The organism is Streptomyces sp. P9(2023) (assembly GCF_032436795.1).
Taxonomy (GTDB): domain Bacteria; phylum Actinomycetota; class Actinomycetes; order Streptomycetales; family Streptomycetaceae; genus Streptomyces.
Genome location: NZ_JAUPWM010000033.1, coordinates 56,509 through 76,081 on the forward strand (window position 1 = coordinate 56,509; position 19,573 = coordinate 76,081).

15 protein-coding genes are annotated in these 19,573 nt (G+C 72.2%); 8 read left to right on the plus strand and 7 right to left on the minus strand.

Annotation, left to right across the window (positions count from 1 at the left end):
- Window positions 1–139: 139 nt before the first annotated feature.
- From Q5762_RS29395 to Q5762_RS29410, 4 genes are read left to right on the plus strand one after another with little or no spacing between them, the layout of a single operon-like run.
- The gene (locus Q5762_RS29395; protein WP_315895292.1) at window positions 140–2,941 is read left to right on the plus strand and encodes a nitrate- and nitrite sensing domain-containing protein; all 2,802 of its coding nucleotides are present in this window, start codon (window positions 140–142) and stop codon (window positions 2,939–2,941) included.
- Window positions 2,938–3,378, plus strand: coding sequence for a roadblock/LC7 domain-containing protein (locus tag Q5762_RS29400; RefSeq protein ID WP_315895293.1), 441 nt, complete (start codon window positions 2,938–2,940; stop codon window positions 3,376–3,378). Before Q5762_RS29395 ends, Q5762_RS29400 begins: the two co-directional genes overlap by 4 nt.
- A gap of 13 nt (window positions 3,379–3,391) precedes the next feature.
- Window positions 3,392–3,862 (plus strand): DUF742 domain-containing protein, encoded by a 471-nt coding sequence (locus Q5762_RS29405; protein WP_315895294.1) that lies wholly within the window; start codon window positions 3,392–3,394, stop codon window positions 3,860–3,862.
- Window positions 3,843–4,445 (plus strand): ATP/GTP-binding protein, encoded by a 603-nt coding sequence (locus tag Q5762_RS29410; protein ID WP_315895295.1) that lies wholly within the window; start codon window positions 3,843–3,845, stop codon window positions 4,443–4,445. The genes Q5762_RS29405 and Q5762_RS29410 overlap by 20 nt, the downstream gene beginning before the upstream one ends.
- 140 nt (window positions 4,446–4,585) lie before the next feature.
- On the opposite strand, the gene Q5762_RS29415 is transcribed toward Q5762_RS29410, so the two are convergent.
- The 3 genes from Q5762_RS29415 to Q5762_RS29425 form a co-directional block, all read right to left on the minus strand.
- Window positions 4,586–5,773 (minus strand): lipid-transfer protein, encoded by a 1,188-nt coding sequence (locus Q5762_RS29415; RefSeq protein ID WP_399495291.1) that lies wholly within the window; start codon window positions 5,771–5,773, stop codon window positions 4,586–4,588.
- Complete coding sequence (locus Q5762_RS29420) at window positions 5,770–6,270, minus strand: zinc ribbon domain-containing protein (protein WP_315895296.1); 501 nt, start codon at window positions 6,268–6,270, stop codon at window positions 5,770–5,772. Before Q5762_RS29420 ends, Q5762_RS29415 begins: the two co-directional genes overlap by 4 nt.
- A 176-nt stretch (window positions 6,271–6,446) precedes the next feature.
- Window positions 6,447–7,256 (minus strand): M15 family metallopeptidase, encoded by an 810-nt coding sequence (locus Q5762_RS29425; RefSeq protein ID WP_315895297.1) that lies wholly within the window; start codon window positions 7,254–7,256, stop codon window positions 6,447–6,449.
- Here Q5762_RS29425 and Q5762_RS29430 point away from each other — a divergent pair.
- Complete coding sequence (locus Q5762_RS29430) at window positions 7,255–7,815, plus strand: NUDIX domain-containing protein (RefSeq protein ID WP_315895298.1); 561 nt, start codon at window positions 7,255–7,257, stop codon at window positions 7,813–7,815. The genes Q5762_RS29425 and Q5762_RS29430 overlap by 2 nt on opposite strands.
- A gap of 131 nt (window positions 7,816–7,946) precedes the next feature.
- Here Q5762_RS29430 and Q5762_RS29435 read toward each other — a convergent pair whose 3' ends face one another.
- Window positions 7,947–10,301 carry a glycoside hydrolase family 31 protein gene (locus tag Q5762_RS29435; protein WP_315895299.1) on the minus strand — a complete coding sequence of 785 codons (2,355 nt, stop codon included), beginning with the start codon at window positions 10,299–10,301 and terminating at the stop codon, window positions 7,947–7,949.
- A gap of 217 nt (window positions 10,302–10,518) precedes the next feature.
- On the opposite strand from Q5762_RS29435, the gene Q5762_RS29440 reads away from it, so the two are divergent.
- Complete coding sequence (locus tag Q5762_RS29440; protein WP_315895300.1) at window positions 10,519–12,489, plus strand: acetoacetate--CoA ligase; 1,971 nt, start codon at window positions 10,519–10,521, stop codon at window positions 12,487–12,489.
- A gap of 736 nt (window positions 12,490–13,225) precedes the next feature.
- On the opposite strand, the gene Q5762_RS29445 is transcribed toward Q5762_RS29440, so the two are convergent.
- The gene (locus tag Q5762_RS29445; protein WP_315895301.1) at window positions 13,226–14,566 is read right to left on the minus strand and encodes an aminotransferase class I/II-fold pyridoxal phosphate-dependent enzyme; all 1,341 of its coding nucleotides are present in this window, start codon (window positions 14,564–14,566) and stop codon (window positions 13,226–13,228) included.
- Window positions 14,567–14,613: 47 nt separating this feature from the next.
- Between Q5762_RS29445 and Q5762_RS29450 the strand changes: the two genes are divergently transcribed.
- Entirely contained in the window at window positions 14,614–15,897 is a 1,284-nt protein-coding gene (locus tag Q5762_RS29450) for an MFS transporter (protein ID WP_315895302.1), read from the plus strand.
- A 22-nt stretch (window positions 15,898–15,919) separates the two neighbouring features.
- Window positions 15,920–16,816 (plus strand): hypothetical protein, encoded by an 897-nt coding sequence (locus Q5762_RS29455; protein ID WP_315895303.1) that lies wholly within the window; start codon window positions 15,920–15,922, stop codon window positions 16,814–16,816.
- Between the two features lie 60 nt (window positions 16,817–16,876).
- Here Q5762_RS29455 and ptsP read toward each other — a convergent pair whose 3' ends face one another.
- Window positions 16,877–18,547: a phosphoenolpyruvate--protein phosphotransferase gene (ptsP, locus tag Q5762_RS29460; RefSeq protein WP_315895304.1), complete on the minus strand. Its 1,671-nt coding sequence runs from the start codon at window positions 18,545–18,547 to the stop codon at window positions 16,877–16,879.
- An 83-nt stretch (window positions 18,548–18,630) separates the two neighbouring features.
- Window positions 18,631–19,080, minus strand: coding sequence for a PTS glucose transporter subunit IIA (locus Q5762_RS29465; protein WP_315895305.1), 450 nt, complete (start codon window positions 19,078–19,080; stop codon window positions 18,631–18,633).
- Between the last annotated feature and the right edge of the window lie 493 nt (window positions 19,081–19,573).

Below are 19,573 nucleotides of genomic sequence, written 5' to 3' on the forward strand. Positions count from 1 at the left end.
TGTGATGCAGTAGTAGGCTCGCGCCGCCGATTGTTGAAGCTGATGGTTGACGCCCTGTGTTGACGCTGTGTGTTGACACAGGGCGTCGCACAGGAGGACCTCCGCACCCTGCGGAGGCCCGGCCGAACTGGGGGAGGCCATGCGCTTTCGCGGGAAGTCCATCCGCCGGAAGATCGTGGCGTTGCTGCTCGTACCGCTCGTCTCCCTCACCGGCCTCTGGGGCTTCGCGACCGTGCTCACCGGCCGTGAGGCGGGCCAACTCCTCGACGTCGGCTACATCGTCGAGAAGGTCGGCTACCCGATCGAGGACACCGCGCGCGTCATCCAGAAGGAACGCCGCGAGTCGCTGATCTACCTCGCCGACCCGCGCGCCTCGGACGCCCTCACCACCCTGCGCGAGCAGCGCGAGGCCACCGACCGTCAACTCGCCCTCGTCCGGCGGAACGCCGCCGAGTCCGCCGTACGGGGCGAGATGCGGCCCGTCGCCTCGCAGCGCCTCGACTCGCTGCTCACGGCGCTCGACGGCCTGGCCGCGCTCCGCAAGTCGGTGGAGAACCGCAGCATCGGCCGCCTCCAGGCGCTCGACTTCTACAACCGGCTCGTCGACCCCTGCTACAGCTTCCTCATCACCCTCCACGCCCTGGAGAACGTGGAGATGGACAAGCAGGGCCGTGCCCTCGTCGGCGTCTCGCGCGGCCGCGAGATGCTCGCCCGCGAGGACGCCCTCGTCCTCTCCGCGCTCAAGGCGGAACGCGTCACGGCCGAGGAGATCCGCGCGGTCACCGACCTCGTCGCCCAGCGCAAGCAGTTCTACGAGGTCAACCTCGAAGTCCTGCCCACCGTCGAACGCGAGCGGTTCGAGCGCTACTGGGGCAGCCCCGACACCGAACCGCTGCGCCGCGCCGAGGAGGACCTGATCGCCGCGGGTCCCACCAAGAACCCGCGCGCCGTCACCTCCGCCCGCTGGGAGGAACGCGCGACCCCGGTCCTCGACGACCTCGCGCGGGAGAACACCGCCGCGGGCGACCGCTACCAGGACCGCGTCCAGCCCGCCGCCTACAGCGTGCTGCTCAAGGCCGGCATCGCCGGCGTCCTCGGCTTCCTCGCCCTGCTCGTCTCCGTCGTCGTCTCCGTCCGCATCGGCCGCGAACTCGTCCGCGACCTGCGCCGGCTCCGCAAGGAGGCCCAGGAGGTCTCCGGCGTACGGCTGCCGAGCGTGATGCGCCGCCTCGCCGCCGGGGAACTCGTCGACGTCGAGACCGAAGTGCCGCATCTGCGGTACGAGGACGACGAGGTCGGCCAGGTCGGCCAGGCCCTCAACACCCTCCAGCGGGCCGCCGTCGAGGCCGCCGTCAAGCAGTCCGAACTCCGGCGCGGAGTCTCCGAGGTCTTCGTCAACCTGGCCCGTCGCAACCAGGTCCTGCTGCACCGTCAGCTGACCCTCCTCGACACCATGGAGCGGCGCACCGAGGACACCGAGGAACTCGCCGACCTGTTCCGGCTCGACCACATGACCACCCGCATGCGCCGCCACGCCGAAGGCCTGGTGATCCTCTCCGGAGCCGCGCCCTCCCGCCAGTGGCGCAAGCCCGTCCAGCTCATGGACGTGGTCCGCGCGGCCGTCGCCGAGGTCGAGGACTACGAGCGGATCGAGGTACGCCGACTGCCCCGGCTCGGAGTCGGTGGCCCGGCGGTCGCGGACCTCACCCACCTCATCGCCGAACTCCTGGAGAACGCCACGGTGTTCTCGCCCCCGCACACCGCCGTGCAGGTCCTCGGCGAGCGGGTCGCGAACGGCTTCACCCTGGAGATCCACGACCGCGGCCTGGGCATGAACCCCGACCTCCTGCTCGACGCCAACCTGCGCCTCGCCGAGACCCCCGAGTTCGAACTCTCCGACACCGACCGCCTCGGCCTCTTCGTGGTCAGCCGGCTCGCCCAGCGCCAGAACGTACGGGTGTCGCTGCAGCCCTCGCCGTACGGGGGGACCACCGCGGTCGTCTTCATCCCGGCCGCGCTGCTCACCGACGCCCCCGAGACCGAAGGCGCCGGCTTCCGCCTGGACCGGACGTCCCTGGAGCGCGGGCCCCGGGGCCGGGCCGACGGCGGCGCGGGGCCCGGCCGGCCGGGGCGCCCCGCGCTCACCAAGGTGCCGGGCGGAGCCTCACCGGCCACCGGTCCGACCCGGTCCGCGGCCTCCTCGCTGCTGGACGGGGGACTCGACGACACGCTCGGCGTGCCGCTCGACGGGCCCGTCGAGCTCGAAGCGCCGCTCGGCGTCTCCGGCTTCGACGAGCTGCTCGACCGGTCCTCCGGCGACCTGGAGGACACCGAGAGCGAGCGCGGCGGCCTCTTCCGCCCCCGAGGCCACCGCCGTGGCCTCGCCCCCGCCCCGGACGGCGATCAGCACCAGCAGGCCCCGGACCAGTCGCCCGACCCGACCCACGACCGCGGCCCCGTGCCGCTGCCCCGGCGCCGGCCGCCCACGCTCGTCGTGGACCGCGGCCGCCGGGTCGACGAGCCGGGCCGCGCCCACCCGACCTCAGCCCAGGACGCGGAGAGCCGGGGCGCAGAGGCCTGGGGTACGGAGGGCTCCGTGACGCAGGGCTCCGTGACGCCAGGCACCCGTATGCCGGGCGCCCCGGCACCGGGCATGCCGCCCACGCTCGTGCCCGTACCGCCCGACGGCCCCGCGCCGTTCGGCGGGCTGCCCCGCCGGGTCCGGCAGGCGAGCCTCGCGCGTCAGCTGCGCGAGACCGACGAACGCCCCGACTCCGCGGCCTCCACGGGCTCCACCGCCCCGGCCGCCACGGACTTCGAGCGCGACGCCGATGAAGTGCGCGACCGCATGGCTTCGATGCAACGCGGCTGGCAGCGCGGACGACGGCAGAACGCCGAGACGACAGCACCAGGAACGACACCCGAGGGGGACGGTCGATGACCGCACCGAACGCCGCAGGAACCCAGACCTCCGGAAACGGCAACGGGGAGCTGAACTGGCTCCTCGACGAGCTGGTCCAGCGGGTCGGGTCCATCCGGAAGGCATTGGTGCTCTCCAGCGACGGACTCGCCACCGGCGCCTCCGCCGACCTGACCCGCGAGGACGGCGAGCACCTCGCCGCCGTCGCCTCCGGCTTCCACAGCCTCGCGAAGGGCGTCGGCCGTCACTTCGAGGCCGGCCGGGTCCGCCAGACGGTGGTCGAACTGGAAGACGCGTTCCTCTTCGTCACGGCGGCGGGCGACGGCAGCTGCCTAGCCGTGCTCGCGGACGCCGACTCGGACGTCGGGCAGGTCGCGTACGAGATGACGTTGATGGTGAAGCGGGTCGGTATCCACCTGGGGACGGCGCCTCGCTCCGGGCTGTCCGCAGGAGGGTGAACGGGGGGAGACCATGACTGACGGCACGACCGAGGGCACGGCCGCGCGCACGGCCGACGGCACCCGTGACACGGCGGCCACGGGGCCGTGGGACCAGGCGTCACAGCCACCCCACCACTGGTTCGACGACGACGCCGGGCCGGTGGTCCGTCCGTACGCGATGACCCGTGGCCGGACCAGCGCCGCCACCCGCCACCGTCTCGACCTGATCGCCCTGGTGGTGCCCGAGCCCGCCGCGGACGACCCCGGCCGGGACCAGACGCTCTCCCCGGAACACGTGGAGATCGTCGAACGCTGCTCGGACACCCCCCAGTCGATCGCCGAACTCGCCGCCGGACTCGACCTCCCCGTAGGGGTCGTCCGGGTCCTCGTCGGCGATCTCGTCGAGGACGAACTCGTCCATGTGACCCGCCCCGTTCCGCCGGCCGAGCTGCCGGACGTGAGCATTCTCCGCGAGGTGATCAATGGCCTTCGGGCGCTCTAGCCGCACCAAGCCGCTCGTCGAACCGGTGACCCTGAAGATCCTGGTCGCGGGCGGCTTCGGGGTGGGCAAGACGACGCTGGTCGGCGCCGTCAGCGAGATCAGGCCACTGCGCACCGAGGAGATCCTCAGCGAGGCCGGCCGGCCCGTGGACGATCTGGACGGGGTGGAGCGGAAGACGACGACCACGGTCGCCATGGACTTCGGCCGGATCACGCTCCGCGAGGACCTCGTCCTCTACCTGTTCGGTACGCCCGGCCAGGACCGCTTCTGGTTCCTCTGGGACGAGCTGGCGCAGGGCGCGCTCGGGGCGGTCGTCCTGGCGGACACCCGGCGCCTGGAGGACAGCTTCGCCGCGATCGACTACTTCGAACGGCGCGGCATCCCGTTCACGGTCGCGGTCAACTGCTTCGAGGGCGCCCGGCGGTTCCCCGCCGAGACCATCCGCGGGGCGCTCGACCTCGACCCCGAGGTCGAGCTGCTGATGTGCGACGCGCGCGACCGCGAGTCGGTGAAGAACGTCCTCGTCGCCGTGGTCGAGCACGCCCTCGTCCTGGCCGACCAGGGCGCACCGGTGACCACCTGACGCACGGGGACCGTCGACGCAGTGCCGACGGTCCCGGTGCGGTGTGCGGTGTGCGGTGTGCGGTGTGCGGTGGGCGGTGCGTGGTGCGGTCTGTGGTGCGGGCCGCGGTGGGCGGTCGGCGGTGCGGCCGAGGCTTCCGCTCAGCGCACCGCCACGACCGCCGAACCGTGCCCGAACAGCCCCTGGTTCGCGGTGATCCCGGCCCGCGCGCCCGGTACCTGCCGGTCGCCCGCCGTGCCCCGCAGCTGCCAGGTGAGCTCGCAGACCTGCGCGATGGCCTGGGCGGGCACCGCCTCGCCGAACGACCCGAGGCCGCCGCTGGTGTTGACCGGTACGCGACCCCCGAGGGCCGTGACCCCGTCCCGTACCAGCTTCGCGCCCTCACCCGCTCCGCACAGACCGATGTCCTCGTACCACTCCAGCTCCAGCGCGGTCGACAGGTCGTACACCTCCGCGAGCGACAGATCCTCGGGTCCGAGCCCCGCCTCTTCGTACGCGGCGCGGGCGATCGACGCCCGGAAGGAGTGCGGCGCGGGGGAGACCGCGACCGCGGAGTCGGTCGCGATGTCGGGCAGGTCGAGGACCGCCTTCGGGTACGTCGGAGTGACGGTGGAGACCGCCCGGATACGGACGGGGTCCGGGTGCCCGTGCCCGCGTGCGTACTCCAGGCTGGAGAGTACGAGGGCCGCGCCGCCGTCCGAGGTCGCGCAGATGTCGAGGAGCCGCAGCGGGTCCGCGACGACGGCCGAGGCGGCGACCTCCTCGGGGCTGACGGTCTTGCGGTAGCGGGCCAGCGGGTTGAGCGCGCCGGCGGCCGCGTTCTTCACCTTGACCTGGGCGAAGTCGTCCACCGTGTCCCCGTACAGCGCCATCCGGCGGCGGGCGTAGAGCGCGAAGTACGCGGGGTTGGTCGCCCCGAGGACCCGGAAGCGCAGCCAGTCGGGGTCGTCGGGCCGCTCCCCGCCCGCCGGGGCGAAGAAACCCTTCGGCGCCGAGTCCGCGCCGACGACGAGGACCACGTCCGCCAGGCCGGCGAGGATCTGGGCCCGCGCGGTGGCGACGGCCTGCGCGCCGGAGGCACAGGCCGCGTACACGCTGGTGACGCGCGCCCCCTGCCAGCCGAGCGCCTGGGCGAAGGTCGCGCCGGCGACATAGCCCGGGTAGCCGCAGCGGACGGTGTTCGCGCCGACGATGGAGCCGACGTCCCGCCAGCCGAGACCGGCGTCGGCGAGCGCCGCCCGCGCCGCCGCCGTACCGTACTCGACGAAACTGCGGCCCCACTTGCCCCACGGGTGCATCCCCGCACCCAGGACGGCGATGTCGTTCACGACCGCTCCTCCGTCCCCGGCTGCGCCACGCGCGCGTGGACGGGTCGCCAGTGCCAGGTGGTCCAGATGTGCTCCTCGTCCTCGTTGAGGACACCCGGCACCACCTCGACCTCCATCCCGATGGCCAGGTCCGTGGTCCGCACCCCTGGCGCCGCCTGGCCGAGCACCACCATCCGCTCGGCCGCCAGCTCGACCGCGACGAGGGTGTACGGCTCCCAGGGCGCGTCCGGGTCGGATACGTAGGGGGCGGGCGGGCGGTAGCGGCCGTCGGTGTACGACCACACGCGGCCCCGCGGGGAGAGGGGTGTCTCGGCGAGCGTCCCGCCGCCCGGGCAGCCGGGATCACGGCACCAGCCGTCCTCGCGGGGGAAGAAGACCGAGGCGCAGGCCGTACAGCGGGTACCGAGCAGCCGGAAGCCGGTCCGGTCGCCCGCCCCGTCCTCGCCGCTGTCGTCCGTGAACCATCCGGCCACCACCGGCCTGCGCGTCCGTGTCACGACGGTCCTCCCGACCCCGAGATCGCGTTCATCTGACGAAGCGTCAGAAAGTCTGCCACGGATGCCACGCGCTGAGAACCGTACGGGCCTTTATCGCGTCCCTACGTACGGAACGGTCGGCCGGGGCCCACGGGGGTGGTCCCGGCCGACCGTTCCTCCCTTCGTCCTACCGCCGGTCAGTGCCCGGCGACCGACCGGCGAGCCACCGGGAAGTCGAAGAAGGTGCTGGGGAACGGCTCCGGCTTGAAGGTGAAGTGCCACCACTCCTCGGGCAGGTTCACATAACCCTGCTCGGCGAGCGTCTTCTTCAGGAGCTGCCGGTTCGCCCGCTGGGCACCCTGGATCCGCGGATCGTCGGTGTGCGAGAGCGTGTCGAAGCAGTCGAAGCCCGTACCCATGTCGACGGAGTTGTCCGGAAATCGCTCCTCTCGCGGCTTCGAGCACTCCACCAGCTCCTCGCCCGGCACGTACGGGCGCGTGGGCGTGGCCGGCAGCCGCACGATCGTCACGTCGACCGTCGAGCCCCGGCTGTGGCCCGACTTCTCCGCGATGTAACCGTCGGCGAACAACCTCGACTTGTCGACCAGGGGATAGAACTCCTTCTTCATCCGCTCGTCGTCCAGATCCTTCGCCCAGCGCACGAAGTGGTCGACGGCCCGCTGCGGCCGGTAGCAGTCGTAGACCTTCAGGGTGTAGCCACGCGCGAGCAGCTTCACCTGCGCGCGGTGCAGCGCCTCGGCGGCCGGGCGGGTCAGGATGCACAGCGGCTGACGGTAGCCGTCGACCTTCTCGCCCACGAAGTTGTGCACCGTGGTGTAGCGCATCTCCTGAAGGATCGTCCGGTCCACGGAACTCAGCGCCACGAACTCCTTCGGCGCCTTCGGCTCCGGCCTGGCCTGCGCGGACGGTACGGCGGCGGTGGCAGCCAGCAGGCCGGCGGACGCGACCACCCCGAGGGTGCGGAAAACGGGAGCAAGTCTTGTCATGGGCACCGTCTATCAGGTTCGCGGGGCGCGGGAAAGAGTGATCGCGTACGGTCCTGTCGTGAAGGACTCCTACTGCTCCAGCTGCGGCACCCGCTACGCCGAGCCCGCCGGCTGGCCCCGCACCTGCGCCGCCTGCGGCGCCGTCGCCTACCGCAACCCGCTGCCCGTCGCCGTCGCCCTGCTCCCCGTCACGGACGCGCAGGGCACCGGACTCGTCGTCATCACCCGCACCATCGAACCCGCCCTGGGCGGCATCGCCCTGCCCGGCGGCTTCATCGACCACTCCGAGGACTGGCGCGACGCCGTCGTCCGGGAACTGCGCGAGGAGACCTGGATCGAGGCCTCGGCGGAAGACGTCCGGCTCGCCGACGCGCTCAGCTCCCCGGCCGGCCACCTGCTCCTCTTCGGCCTCCTCCCGACCCGCTCCGCGGACGAACTGCCGCCCTCCGCCCCGACGGACGAGACGAGCGGCCGCCACCTCCTCCACGCCCCGACGGAACTGGCCTTCCCCCTGCACACGGAGGCGGCCCGCCGCTGGTTCGCGGGCCAGTACGCCTGAGGGGAGACGACGAGATCGGATCCTGGACGACGGAGGTTGGATCTTGGATCCAACCTCCAGGACTCGATACATCGGATCCAATCTCCCGGATCCGATATCCAATCTCCAATGTCCGATCCCCCTCGCGAGAACTAACCCTTCACCCCGCGCACCCGCACCGGCAGTCCCACCTCGGTCGCCCCGTCGTCCGTCACCCGCTCCACCACCACCCGCCCGTCGACGAGTCGCGACGTGTACCGCTCGATCTCGCCGGGCTCCCATCCGTCACCGGTGTCCCGTACGACGAGTCCACCGCCGGTCCGCCCGGCGGCCGGCGCCCACACCTCCAGTTCGAGCCCCCCGTCCTCGCCCCGGACCGGAATCACTGCCCCCGCCCGCGCGAGCACCGGGATACGGGACCACGGCGCGTCGAGCAGCACCTGCCCCGGACCGTCGTACGCCTGCCCTGTCGCCATGTCGTACCAGCGCCCGCGCGGCAGCCGCACCGCCCGCCGGTCGGCGCCCCGGGCGAGCACCGGGGCCACGAGCAGCGCGTCGCCCACGAGGAACGCGTCGTCGCAGTCCCGCAGGGCCCGGTCCTCCGGCGACCCCCACCACACGGGCCGGATGTACGGAGCCCCGGTCAGCCGGGCGAGCTGGGAGAGGGTCACGAAGTACGGCCGCAGGCGCTCCCGTTCGGCGAGCGCCACGCGCGCGTGCTCCAGGACCTCGGGGCCGAACTCCCACGGCTCGCGCCGCCCGGCCTCGATCGCCGCGTGCGTACGGAACAGCGGCATCCAGGCCCCGAGCTGGTACCAGCGCAGGAACAGCTCGGGCGACGGCGACCCGTCGAAGCCGCCCACGTCAGGACCCGAGTACGGCACCCCGCACAGCCCCAGCCCCAACACCAGCGACAGGGATGCCCGCAGCCCCGGCCACCCGGTCGACACATCGCCCGACCAGGTCCCGCCGTACCGCTGCATGCCCGCCCACCCCGAGCGGGAGAACAGGAACGGCCGATCGTCCGGCCGCAGCCGGCGCAGCCCCTCGTAGCCGGCCCTCGCCATCGCCAGCCCGTACACGTTGTGCCCCTCGCGATGGTCCCCGCCGCGCCCCTCCAGGGCGTGCCGGGCCGAGCGCGGCAGCGTCGGGTCGCCGAACGGGACGAAGGAGACCGGCTCGTTCATGTCGTGCCAGACCCCGGAGAACCCCTGTGCGAGCCGCTCCGCGTACAGGCCGCCCCACCACTCCCGTACCGCCGGGTCCGTGAAGTCCGGAAAGGCGCAGTCGCCCGGCCACACCACCCCGTGGACCTCGTTGCCCCGCCCGTCCCGGACGAAGGCCCCGGCCGCCGTCCCGGAGTCGTACAGGGCGTTCCCCGGCTCCGCCTTCACGCCGGGATCGACGATCGACACAAGCCGTACGCCCTGCTCCCGCAGCTCCTCCGCGAGCCCCGGCAGATCGGGGAACCGCTCACGGTCGACCGTGAACACCTGGTGGGCGTCGTAGTGGTCGATGTCCAGATGGAGCACGGACAGGGGGAGGCCCCGCTCGCGGTAGGCGGCCACCACCCGCCGTACCTCCCGCTCACTTCCGAACCCCCAGCGCGCGTGCTGTGGTCCCAGCGCCCAGGACGGCGGCAGCGCCGGCGCCCCCGTCAGGGCCGCCCAACCGTGCAGCACGCGCGCGGGGGTACCGACCACCACCCAGCAGCGCAACGGCCCCCCGCCCATCCGGACCTCGCTGGTCCCCGGCCGGTCGTGCCCCGAACCGGCCCCCTCCTCACCTTCGGTGAGGGTGACCCGGCCGTCCCAGGAGTTGTCGTGGAAGGCCAGATGGGTCCCCGCGTCCGCGACGACGAACTGCACAGGCATCGTGATGTACAGCGGATCGTCGCCGGGGGAGAAGCTCCCCTTGGGGTCGGTGTTCCACAGCCGGTACGTACCGTTCCGCAGGCGCGGCCCCGACGCCCGCCCGCCGAGCCCGAAGAACCGCGCGTCCGCTGGCACCTCGCTGCGCTGCACCCACCGCGCGGGACCCCCCGAGACGGGCTCCCACCAGCGCGGCGGCAGATCCCGGCGCAGAACCACCCCACCGGGTGTACGGATCTCCACCGCACCGTGCCGGGACACCGCGACCGTCACCCGCTCGGAGACCACCCGCCAGCCGCCGTCGGTGTCCGGCTCCAGACGGGCCCGGGGATCCGGCTCCGGCGCCTCACCGGCCAGCGCGTACGACGGCAGCGGCTCGGCGCCGTCCCAGCCCCAGAAGACCGTGCCCCCGGCCGACACACTGATCCGCAGTTCCGAGCGGGCGAACCGGACGTTCCCGCCGCCGGGCAGCGGCTCCGCCTCGCCCACCGGCCCCGGCACCCGCGCCCGCTCCGCACCCCTCGGCGGCAACCCCCACGCATCCGTCCGACGCTGCCGCCACGCCGCGCGTACCGCCCGCAATCCCTGCACCGAACCGAACACCCTCACCGAACGCACCAGCTCACGACCGTCCATGCTGCTCAGCCTGCCATTCGGCACGACCCCGGAGAGCTTCGTTCAACTGCCGTTCACCCGTGGTGGGAGCACATATTCAGCGCCCCGACCATGGGCGGGGAACCCTGGTGCGAACGCCGCTCCCATGGCATCGTCCCTGTCAGCCGCGTCGCGCGCACACCCCAGCACGTGCGCGGGACACACGCAGACCCCGCGTACGCCCAGGGAGCCACCCCACATGACATCAGCGCACACCGAGCCGCTCTGGCAGCCGGACGAGGAACGCATCGCCGCCGCCGCGGTCACCCGCTTCCAGGCCTGGGCCGCGGAGCACCACGGAGCACCGGCCGAGGGCGGGTACCCGGCCCTGCACCGCTGGTCGGTCGAGGACCTGGAGTCGTTCTGGCGGGCGGTGGCGGAGTGGTTCGACGTCCGTTTCTCCACCCCGTACGAGCGCGTCCTCGGCGACCGTTCGATGCCCGGCGCCCAGTGGTTCCCGGGAGCCACCCTCAACTACGCCGAGCACGCACTGCGCGCCGCCACTGAGCGCCCCCATGACACGGCACTCCTCCATGTGGACGAAACACATGAGCCGCGCGCGATCACCTGGGCCGAGCTGCGCCGCCAGGTCGGCTCCCTCTCCGCCGAACTCCGCGCGCTGGGCGTACGCCCGGGCGACCGAGTCAGTGGCTACCTGCCCAACATCCCCGAGGCCGTCGTCGCCCTCCTCGCCACGGCCGCCGTCGGCGCGGTATGGACCTCCTGCGCGCCCGACTTCGGCGCGCGCAGCGTCCTCGACCGCTTCCAACAGGTCGAGCCGGTCGTCCTGTTCACCGTGGACGGCTACCGCTACGGCGGCAAGGAGCACGACCGCCGCGACACGGTCGCCGAACTCCGGGCCGAACTCCCGACGCTCCGCGCCGTGGTCCACATCCCTCTCCTCGGCACCGAGCCCCCCGAGGGAGCGCTCGCGTGGTCGGCCCTCACGGCGGCGGACGCGGACCCAGTCTTCGAAGAGGTGGCCTTCTCCCACCCCCTCTGGGTGCTGTACTCCTCCGGCACGACGGGCCTGCCCAAGGCGATCGTGCAGTCCCAGGGCGGCATCCTGATCGAGCACCTGAAGCAGCTCGGCCTGCACTGCGACCTCGGCCCCGACGATGTGTTCTTCTGGTACACCTCTACGGGCTGGATGATGTGGAACTTCCTCGTCGCCGGTCTGCTCACCGGCACCACGGTCGTGATCTACGACGGCAGCCCGGGCTACCCCGACACCGGCGCCCAGTGGCGCGTCGCCGAACGGACCGGGGCGACCCTGTACGGCACGTCCGCCGCGTACGTCATGGCCTGCGCCAAGTCGGACGTCCACCCGGGCAGGGACTTCGACCTGTCGACGATCAAGTGCGTCGCCACCACGGGCTCCCCGCTCCCGCCGGACGGGTTCCGCTGGCTCCACGACGAGGTCCGCGAAGACCTCTGGATCGCCTCCGTCAGCGGCGGCACGGACGTCTGCTCCTGCTTCGCAGGAGCCGTCCCCACCCTCCCTGTCCACATCGGCGAACTGCAGGCGGCCGGCCTCGGCACCGACCTGCAGTCCTGGGACCCGTCCGGCAAGCCGCTGATCGGCGAGGTCGGCGAACTGGTCGTCACCAACCCCATGCCGTCCATGCCGATCCGCTTCTGGAACGACCCCGACGGCAGCCGCTACCGCGACAGCTACTTCGAGATGTACCCCGGCGTCTGGCGCCACGGCGACTGGATCACGATCACCGAGCACGGCTCGGTCGTCATCCACGGCCGCTCCGACTCCACCCTGAACCGCCAGGGCGTACGGATGGGCAGCGCGGACATCTACGAGGCGGTCGAACGCCTCCCGGAGATCCGCGAGTCCCTCGTCATCGGCCTCGAAGAGCCCGACGGCGGCTACTGGATGCCGCTCTTCGTCCACCTCGCGGAAGGCGCGACCCTCGACGAGGCGCTGATCGCCCGCATCAAGCAGACGATCCGCACCGAACTCTCCCCGCGCCACGTCCCCGACGAGATCATCGAAGTCCCCGCGATTCCCCACACCCTCACAGGCAAGCGCATCGAGGTCCCCGTCAAACGCCTCCTCCAAGGCACCCCGATGTCCAAGGCAGTCAACCCCGGCTCGGTGGACAACCTCGACCTACTCCACTTCTACGAAGCCCTCTCCCACACCCGAACCAAGTAGCCCACCAAAACCAGCGCGAAGGTGGGCGAGCCAGTCCCCATAGCGGCAAAGGCCGCCCACCTACGCCCCGCCACGAACCCGCCGAGCCCCCGAGATACCTGCCCTCACGGCGCGAGCTGTCGGCGTCCGGGCTCTCCCACCGTCGCGCGGTGCGCTGCCGTGGCCCGGCCCTCCCACACCTTCGCGCCGCGAAGCTTCCAAGGTCTCGGCCCACCTGCCCTCACGGCGCGAGCCGCCAGGGCCCTGGCCCTTTCACCTTCGCGGCGCGAGCTGCCGGTGTCCCCGGCCCATCACCATCGCGGCGCGAAGCTGTCGGGGCGTTCCCACCGCAGCCGGGTCAGCAGCGCCTCCGCGCCCGCCGCCGCGCCCGGCGGCAGCGTCGCAGGCCCCGTCCCACCCCCGCCGCGAGGCTGTCGGCCCCGTCCCACCCCCCCGCCGCGAGGCTGTCGGCCCCGGCCGACACCCCCCGGCGCGAAACTGCTGGCCGCCACCCCCGCGGTGCGAAGCTGCGGCAGCCTGTCCGTCGGCCCACCCACCCCCGCTCCGCGAGGCTGCCACGCCCCGCCCACGCCCCCTGCGGCGCGAAGCTGCCGGCCCGCCCCCACCCGCACCCCCCCGCGGCGCGAAGCTGCCGCGCCGCGGGGGGTTCGGGGGCGGAGCCCCCGGTCTCGTCAGAGTTTCGGGAAGGGGCGGGGTGGGGGAGTTCCCACCCCCCCCAGTACGAGGTACGCGGCACCTACCCCCCATACGTCGCCTGCGCCTCCCCCAGCACGTCGGCGAAGTCCGAGGCCAGCCGCCCCGCCTCCCCCGTCCCCAGCGTCGCCGTCGTGATCCGCACCGCCGTCGGCGACGCGATCCGGAACCGCGCCCCGGCCGCCACCCACCACCCCCGCGTCCGCAGCCCGTTGACGACCGCCGACTCGTCCCGTACGGGCACCCACACATTGAGCCCCCCAGCCCCGCCAACGTCCCCCGCTCCACCCGCCGAGCGCACACCGTACGAACCCAGCGCGTCGACAAAAACCCGTCGCCGCTCCCCGTACGCGGCCTCCCCAGCCGCCACCAGCTCCGCGACCGCCGGGTCCGAGAACAGCCCGACGACCGTCTCCTGGAGAACGTGGCTGACCCAGCCGGACGTCATGACCATCCGCCCGTCGTGCCGCGCGACCGTCACCGGATCACCGGCGACCCCCGCCCACCGCAGGTCGACGCCCAGCCGCTTCGAGACAGTCCGCACCTGCGCCCACCGCTCCAGCCCCGACGCCGCCAGCGTCGGCGCCACCGCCCCCGCGATCTCCACGTTGTAGTCGTCCTCGACGACGAGAACATCAGGGAACTCCCGCAACATGGCGGCCAGTTCGTCCCGCCGCCCAGGCGAGAACGACGCCCCCGTGGGGCACTGGGTCCGCGGACTGCACACCACCGCCCGCACCCCGGCCCGCAGCGCGCTCCCCAATGCCTCCGGCGTCATCCCCTCGCCGTCCACCGCGACCGGCACCATCCGCAGCCCCAAGGCCGGTACGAGATCCAGGAGATGGTGGAACCCGGGATCCTCCACGGCCACCGCGTCACCCGGCCGCAGCTCGACGGAGAGCAGCCTGGCGATGCAGTCCAGCGCCCCGTGCGCGAACGTCACCCGCTCCGCCGGCACGCCGTCCCGGTCGAACCACGCGCGCGTGAGCTCCTCCAGCGCCGCGAGCCGGGGCGCGGCGCGGTGCGAGCCGTACACCGGGCGCACCTCCACCGGCGGCCGCAGCACCGGCAGGAAGGCCGGGTCGGGCAGGCCACTGGCCAGATCCACCAGGCCCGGCGGCACGCGCGGCGGGCGCCGCGAGGCCACCGACGGCGCCTCCGCGACCACCGTGCCGCCCCGGCCGCGCGTCACCACCAGCCCGCGCCGCCGCAGCTCCTTGTACGCCGTCGCGACAGTGCCGGGACTGACCCCCAACCCGTCCGCGAGCCGCCGTACCGGAGGCAGCGCGTCCCCCGGCGTGAGCTCGCCCTCGGTCACCCCACGCTCGACGGACGCGGCAATCCCCTTGGCCGTCGTCCCCTGAATCGAATATTGTGTTGCCACGTACTGAACTATGTATCAATACAAAACTCAGGTCAAGGGGGAACCGAGTGAGCCGCCCGACTCCGTGGCCCAGCACCGTCCTCAACCGCATACCCGGTGGCCGGGACGGCCGCCGCATGCTCGTCGTCAGCATCATCGACAAGACCGGCACCGGCCTCTGGGCCGGCTGCACCGTCCTCTACTTCACCTACGTCTCCGGTCTCGGCCTCGGTCAGGTCGGCCTCCTCATGACCGTCTCCGGCGGCGTCGGCATCGCCGGCGCCCCACTAGCCGGCCGCCTCGCCGACCGCTTCCCCCTCGTCAAGATCATCGTCGGCGCACAACTCGTGCGCGGCGCCGCCCTCCTCGCCCTCCTCACCACCGACAACCTGTTCCTCCTGACGCTCTACTCCGCCCTCGGCGCCCTCCCCGACCGCGCCGGCAGCGTCCTCATCAAGCTCTACGCGGCCCGCCTCGCCGGCCCGGAACGCGTCCGCTACCAGGCCATCCAACGCACCACCGTCAACATCGGCTGGTCCATCGGCGGCCTCGGTGCCGCCGCCGCGCTCGCCACCGGCAGCACCCGCGCCTACGGACTGCTCCTCATCGGCAACGTCCTCACCTACGTCGTCATCGCCGCGCTCACCCTCCGCTGCGCCGAACCCCCGGCCCCGTCCCGCGTCGCCGCCACCTCCGCCACGGCCTGCGACCGCGCAACCGCCACCCCGACCTCCCCCTGGCGCGACCGCACCTTCCTCGGCTACACCGCCACCGACGCCGCCCTCTACCTCGACGACACGATCCTCCAGGTCGCCGTCCCCCTCTGGATCGTCCACGCCACCAGCGCACCCGTCGGCCTCGCTCCGCTGCTGCTGGTCCTCAACACCGTCCTCGTCGTGATCTTCCAGGTCCCGCTTGCCCGGTTCGGCGCCACCAGCAGGGCCGCCCGACGACTCCTCGTCCCGCTCGCCGGCCTCTTCCTCATCGGCACCCTCGCCCTCGCCGCCTCCGCCGCCGGCGGTACCGCGCTCGCCGTCACGGCCCTCGTCGTCGCGGTCGTGGCCCTCACCTTCGCCGAGATCATCCACGCGACCGCTTCCTGGGAACTCTCCGTCGCCCTCGCCCCCGCCCACGCGCAGGGCGCCTACCTCGGCGTCCACGGCCTGGCCCAGTCCACCCAGCGCTTCGCCGGTCCGCTCCTCGTCACCGGCGTCATCTCCGCAGGAGCCCTCGCCTGGCCCCTCCTCGGCCTCGGCCTCGTCGCCGCGGGCGCCGCACAGCACCGGCTGATCCGCGACCGCCTCAGCAAACCGTCACTGTCAGTGCCGAAGGTTACGGTGAGTGAGTACTGATCGACAGCGCTCAGGGGGAGACATGACACAGCCCGGCACCACCGCATCCATCCGCCGCGCCCTGCGCCGCGAAGTCCCCAGCACCGTCGGCCTCCTCGCCGACGAGGACGACTTCACCGCCATGCGCCGGTACGACACCTTCACCTTCGACGACCACACCGCCTACCTCCACCAGGTCGAAGGCCTGCTCAAGTCCCTCGCCACCCAAGGCGGTCACACCACCGTCGCCCTCTTCGACCCCGAGCAGTACGAGCAGTTCTGCGAAGACACCGGACTCGACCCCGACGGCCCCGCCAGCCGCAGCCGCTACACCGCCGAACTGGCCGCCACCGGTGCCCTCGTCCCGTACACCGGACAACCGATGACCACCCTCGTACCCACCCTCATCGACACCGCCGTGCGCCACGCCACCTGGGAGTACGCCACCACCCTCCTCGCAGCCCGCGGCGACTGCGCCGGCTGCGGACAGGACATCGGCCGCGAAGCCTTCGCCCACGCCTCACGCCTGCTCGTACGACTCCTCGACGCAGCCGGCCCCGGTACCCACCACCTCGTCTGCAGCGTCCCCGCCGACGACGAACACCTCCTCGCCGTCCTCCAGGCGACCCGAGACGAACAGGGTCCGGCCCACCTCGACCGCGACGAAGCAGCCGAGTTCGCCACCGTCCTCGCCGTCGGCATCGCCCTCGACAGCCCCGGCGGCGTCGTCCTGCGCACCACACGCCCCGGAGCCCGCGACCGCCTCCACGGCTGGCGCCTCACCGGGGGAAACCTGCACCCCCTCACCGAAGCCGAAGTCTTCAGCGCCTACTGCACCGACGCCCGCACCGGAGAACCCGTCGCCCCCGAACCCGGCGTCGATCACCGCGCCGGCTTCCCCCTGGCACCCGACGACCACGACTGGCCCACCCACCCCTGACACGGAAAGGGGCTCCCCGCCACCTCGGTGACGGGAAGCCCCTTCAGACACGCACCGGGATCACTCCCCGGACAGCACCGCCTGCGCGGCCAGCCGAGCCTCTTCGGCCGTGTCGGCCGCCCGGGCCGCCGCCGCGGCCCGCTCGCACTGCGCCAGCGTGTACTTCGCCAGCGTCGCCCGTACATAAGGAATGGACGCGGCACCCATCGACAGAGAGGTGACCCCCAGACCCGTCAGCACACAGGCCAGCAGCGGATCCGACGCGGCCTCACCACAGACACCACAGCTCTTGCCCTCGGCCTTGGCCGCCTCGGCGGACATCGCCACCAGGTCGAGCAGCGCCGGCTGCCACGGATCCTGCAGCCGCGACACCGCACCGACCTGACGGTCGGCCGCGAAGGTGTACTGCGCCAGGTCATTGGTGCCCAGCGACAGGAACTCCACCTCCTGCAGGATCGAACGCGCCCGCAGCGCGGCGGAAGGAATCTCCACCATCGCACCGAACTTCGCCTGCAGCCCCGCCTCACGGCACGCGTCCGCGAACGCCCTCGCGTCCGTACGGTCCGCCACCATCGGCGCCATGACCTCCAGGTACACCGGCAGACCCTCGACGGCCTTCGCCAGCGCCGTCAGCTGGGTCCGCAGCACCTCCGGGTGATCGAGCAGCGAACGGAGACCCCGCACACCCAGCGCCGGGTTCGGCTCGTCCGCCGGCGTCAGGAAGTCGAGCGGCTTGTCCGCCCCGGCATCCAGCACCCGCACGACCACACGACCCTCGGGGAAGGCCTCCAGCACCTTGCGGTACGCCTCGACCTGCTTCTCCTCCGACGGCGCCTTCTTGCTGTCGTCCAGGAAGAGGAACTCCGTACGGAACAGACCGACACCCTCGGCACCGGCCTCCACCGCCGCCGGCACGTCCGCCGGACCGCCGACATTGGCCAGCAGCGGCACCTTGTGCCCGTCCGACGTCGCACCCGGACCACTGGACGCGGACAGCGCCGCCTTGCGCTCGGCAGCGGCCGCCGTCAGCCGCGCCTTGTTCTCCTCGCTGGGGTTCACGAAGATCTCACCCGTGGAACCGTCCACCGCGATGACCGTGCCCTCGCCGATCTCACCCGCGCCCGGCAGCGCCACCACGGCGGGCACACCCAGCGCCCGCGCGAGAATCGCGCTGTGACTGGTCGGCCCACCCTCCTCGGTCACGAAGCCGAGGACGAGCGTCGGGTCCAGCAGCGCGGTGTCGGCCGGAGCCAGGTCCCGCGCGATCAGCACGTACGGCTCGTCACTGTCCGGCACACCCGGCATGGGCACACCGAGCAGCCTCGCGACGATACGGTTCCGCACGTCGTCCAGGTCGGCCACGCGTCCGGCCATGTACTCACCCGCGCCCGCGAGCAGCTCGCGGTAGTGGGAGAACGCGTCGTAGATACCGCGCTCGGCGGTGCTGCCGACCGCGATCCGACGGTCGACGTCAGCGATGAGCTCGGGGTCCTGGGCGATCATCGCCTGGGCCTCCAGCACATGCTGAGCCTCACCGCCGGCCAGATTGCCGCGCGCAATCAGGTCGGCAGCCACAGCCTCCACGGCCTGACGGGCGCGCCCCTGTTCGCGCTCCGCCTCCTCGGCCGGAATCTGCTTGGCCGGCGGTTCGAGAACCGCCGTACCCATGTGCCGGACCTCGCCGATCGCCACTCCGTGGCTGACACCGACGCCTCGCAGCGTTGTCTCCATCTCACCCGTCTCCGATAGAGCGACGGCACCCGGCCGCCGCGATGAATGTCGAACGCGTGGTCGTCACGAGGACGACGCAGGCGTCAGCTCCAGCTGAAAAGCGGGTCGTCGGCCTTCACGTCGCCGCTCTCGACTACATCGGAGAGGGAGTCGGCCGTGGCCTCCAGGGCCACGACGGGACAGATGGGGGACTTGCCGGCGGCCTCGACGGCGGCCGGGTTCCAGCGGACGATGATCTGTCCCCGCTGCACGGTGTCGCCCTTGCTGACGAGCAGCTCGAAGCCCTCGCCATTGAGCTGGACGGTGTCGATGCCGAGGTGCGTCAGCACCCCGCGACCCTCGGCGTCGACGACGACGAAAGCGTGCGGGTGCAGAGAGACGATGACGCCGTCGACCGGCGAGACGGCCTCCGTTGAGTCACGGTGGGGGTCGATGGCGGTACCAGGACCGACCATCGCGCCGGAGAAGACCGGGTCGGGTACAGCGGCGAGACCGATGGCGCGTCCGGCAAGCGGCGACGTCACGGATGTCATGGGAAGCCTCCCAAGGGCGGAGATTGTGTGGCGCCGTCACTGCCTGTCCTGGACGGCGTACTGTTCAGAAGCCTAAGTCATAGGAAGTCCCGGTTCCGCACGAGACGTACCAGTTGGCGGACCTAGGGACTACCCGGAAACGATTTGCCTCAGCTGACGGTGGGATGTACTGTCGTACTCCTGCCTGACCCCAACGCGACTTTGAGTCGTGGGTCGGCAGCACCTATCAAGCCAGATCCTAACCCCAGTGGTCTACACCTCTGCATGCCTGCGGAGGGGTGGTCGGGGGGAGTGGAAAAGCCTGGTAGTGTTTGACCCCGCCGCAAGGGAAAGCGCGAAAAGCGAATTCCGAAAACGGCAGCCCGCTCCAGCGGGTGGCAGAAACGGAAAACGGATCTGCTAAGCTGGAAACACGAAAGACCGAAGGGAAAAGCCCGGAGGAAAGCCCGAGAGGGTGAGTACAAAGGAAGCGTCCGTTCCTTGAGAACTCAAC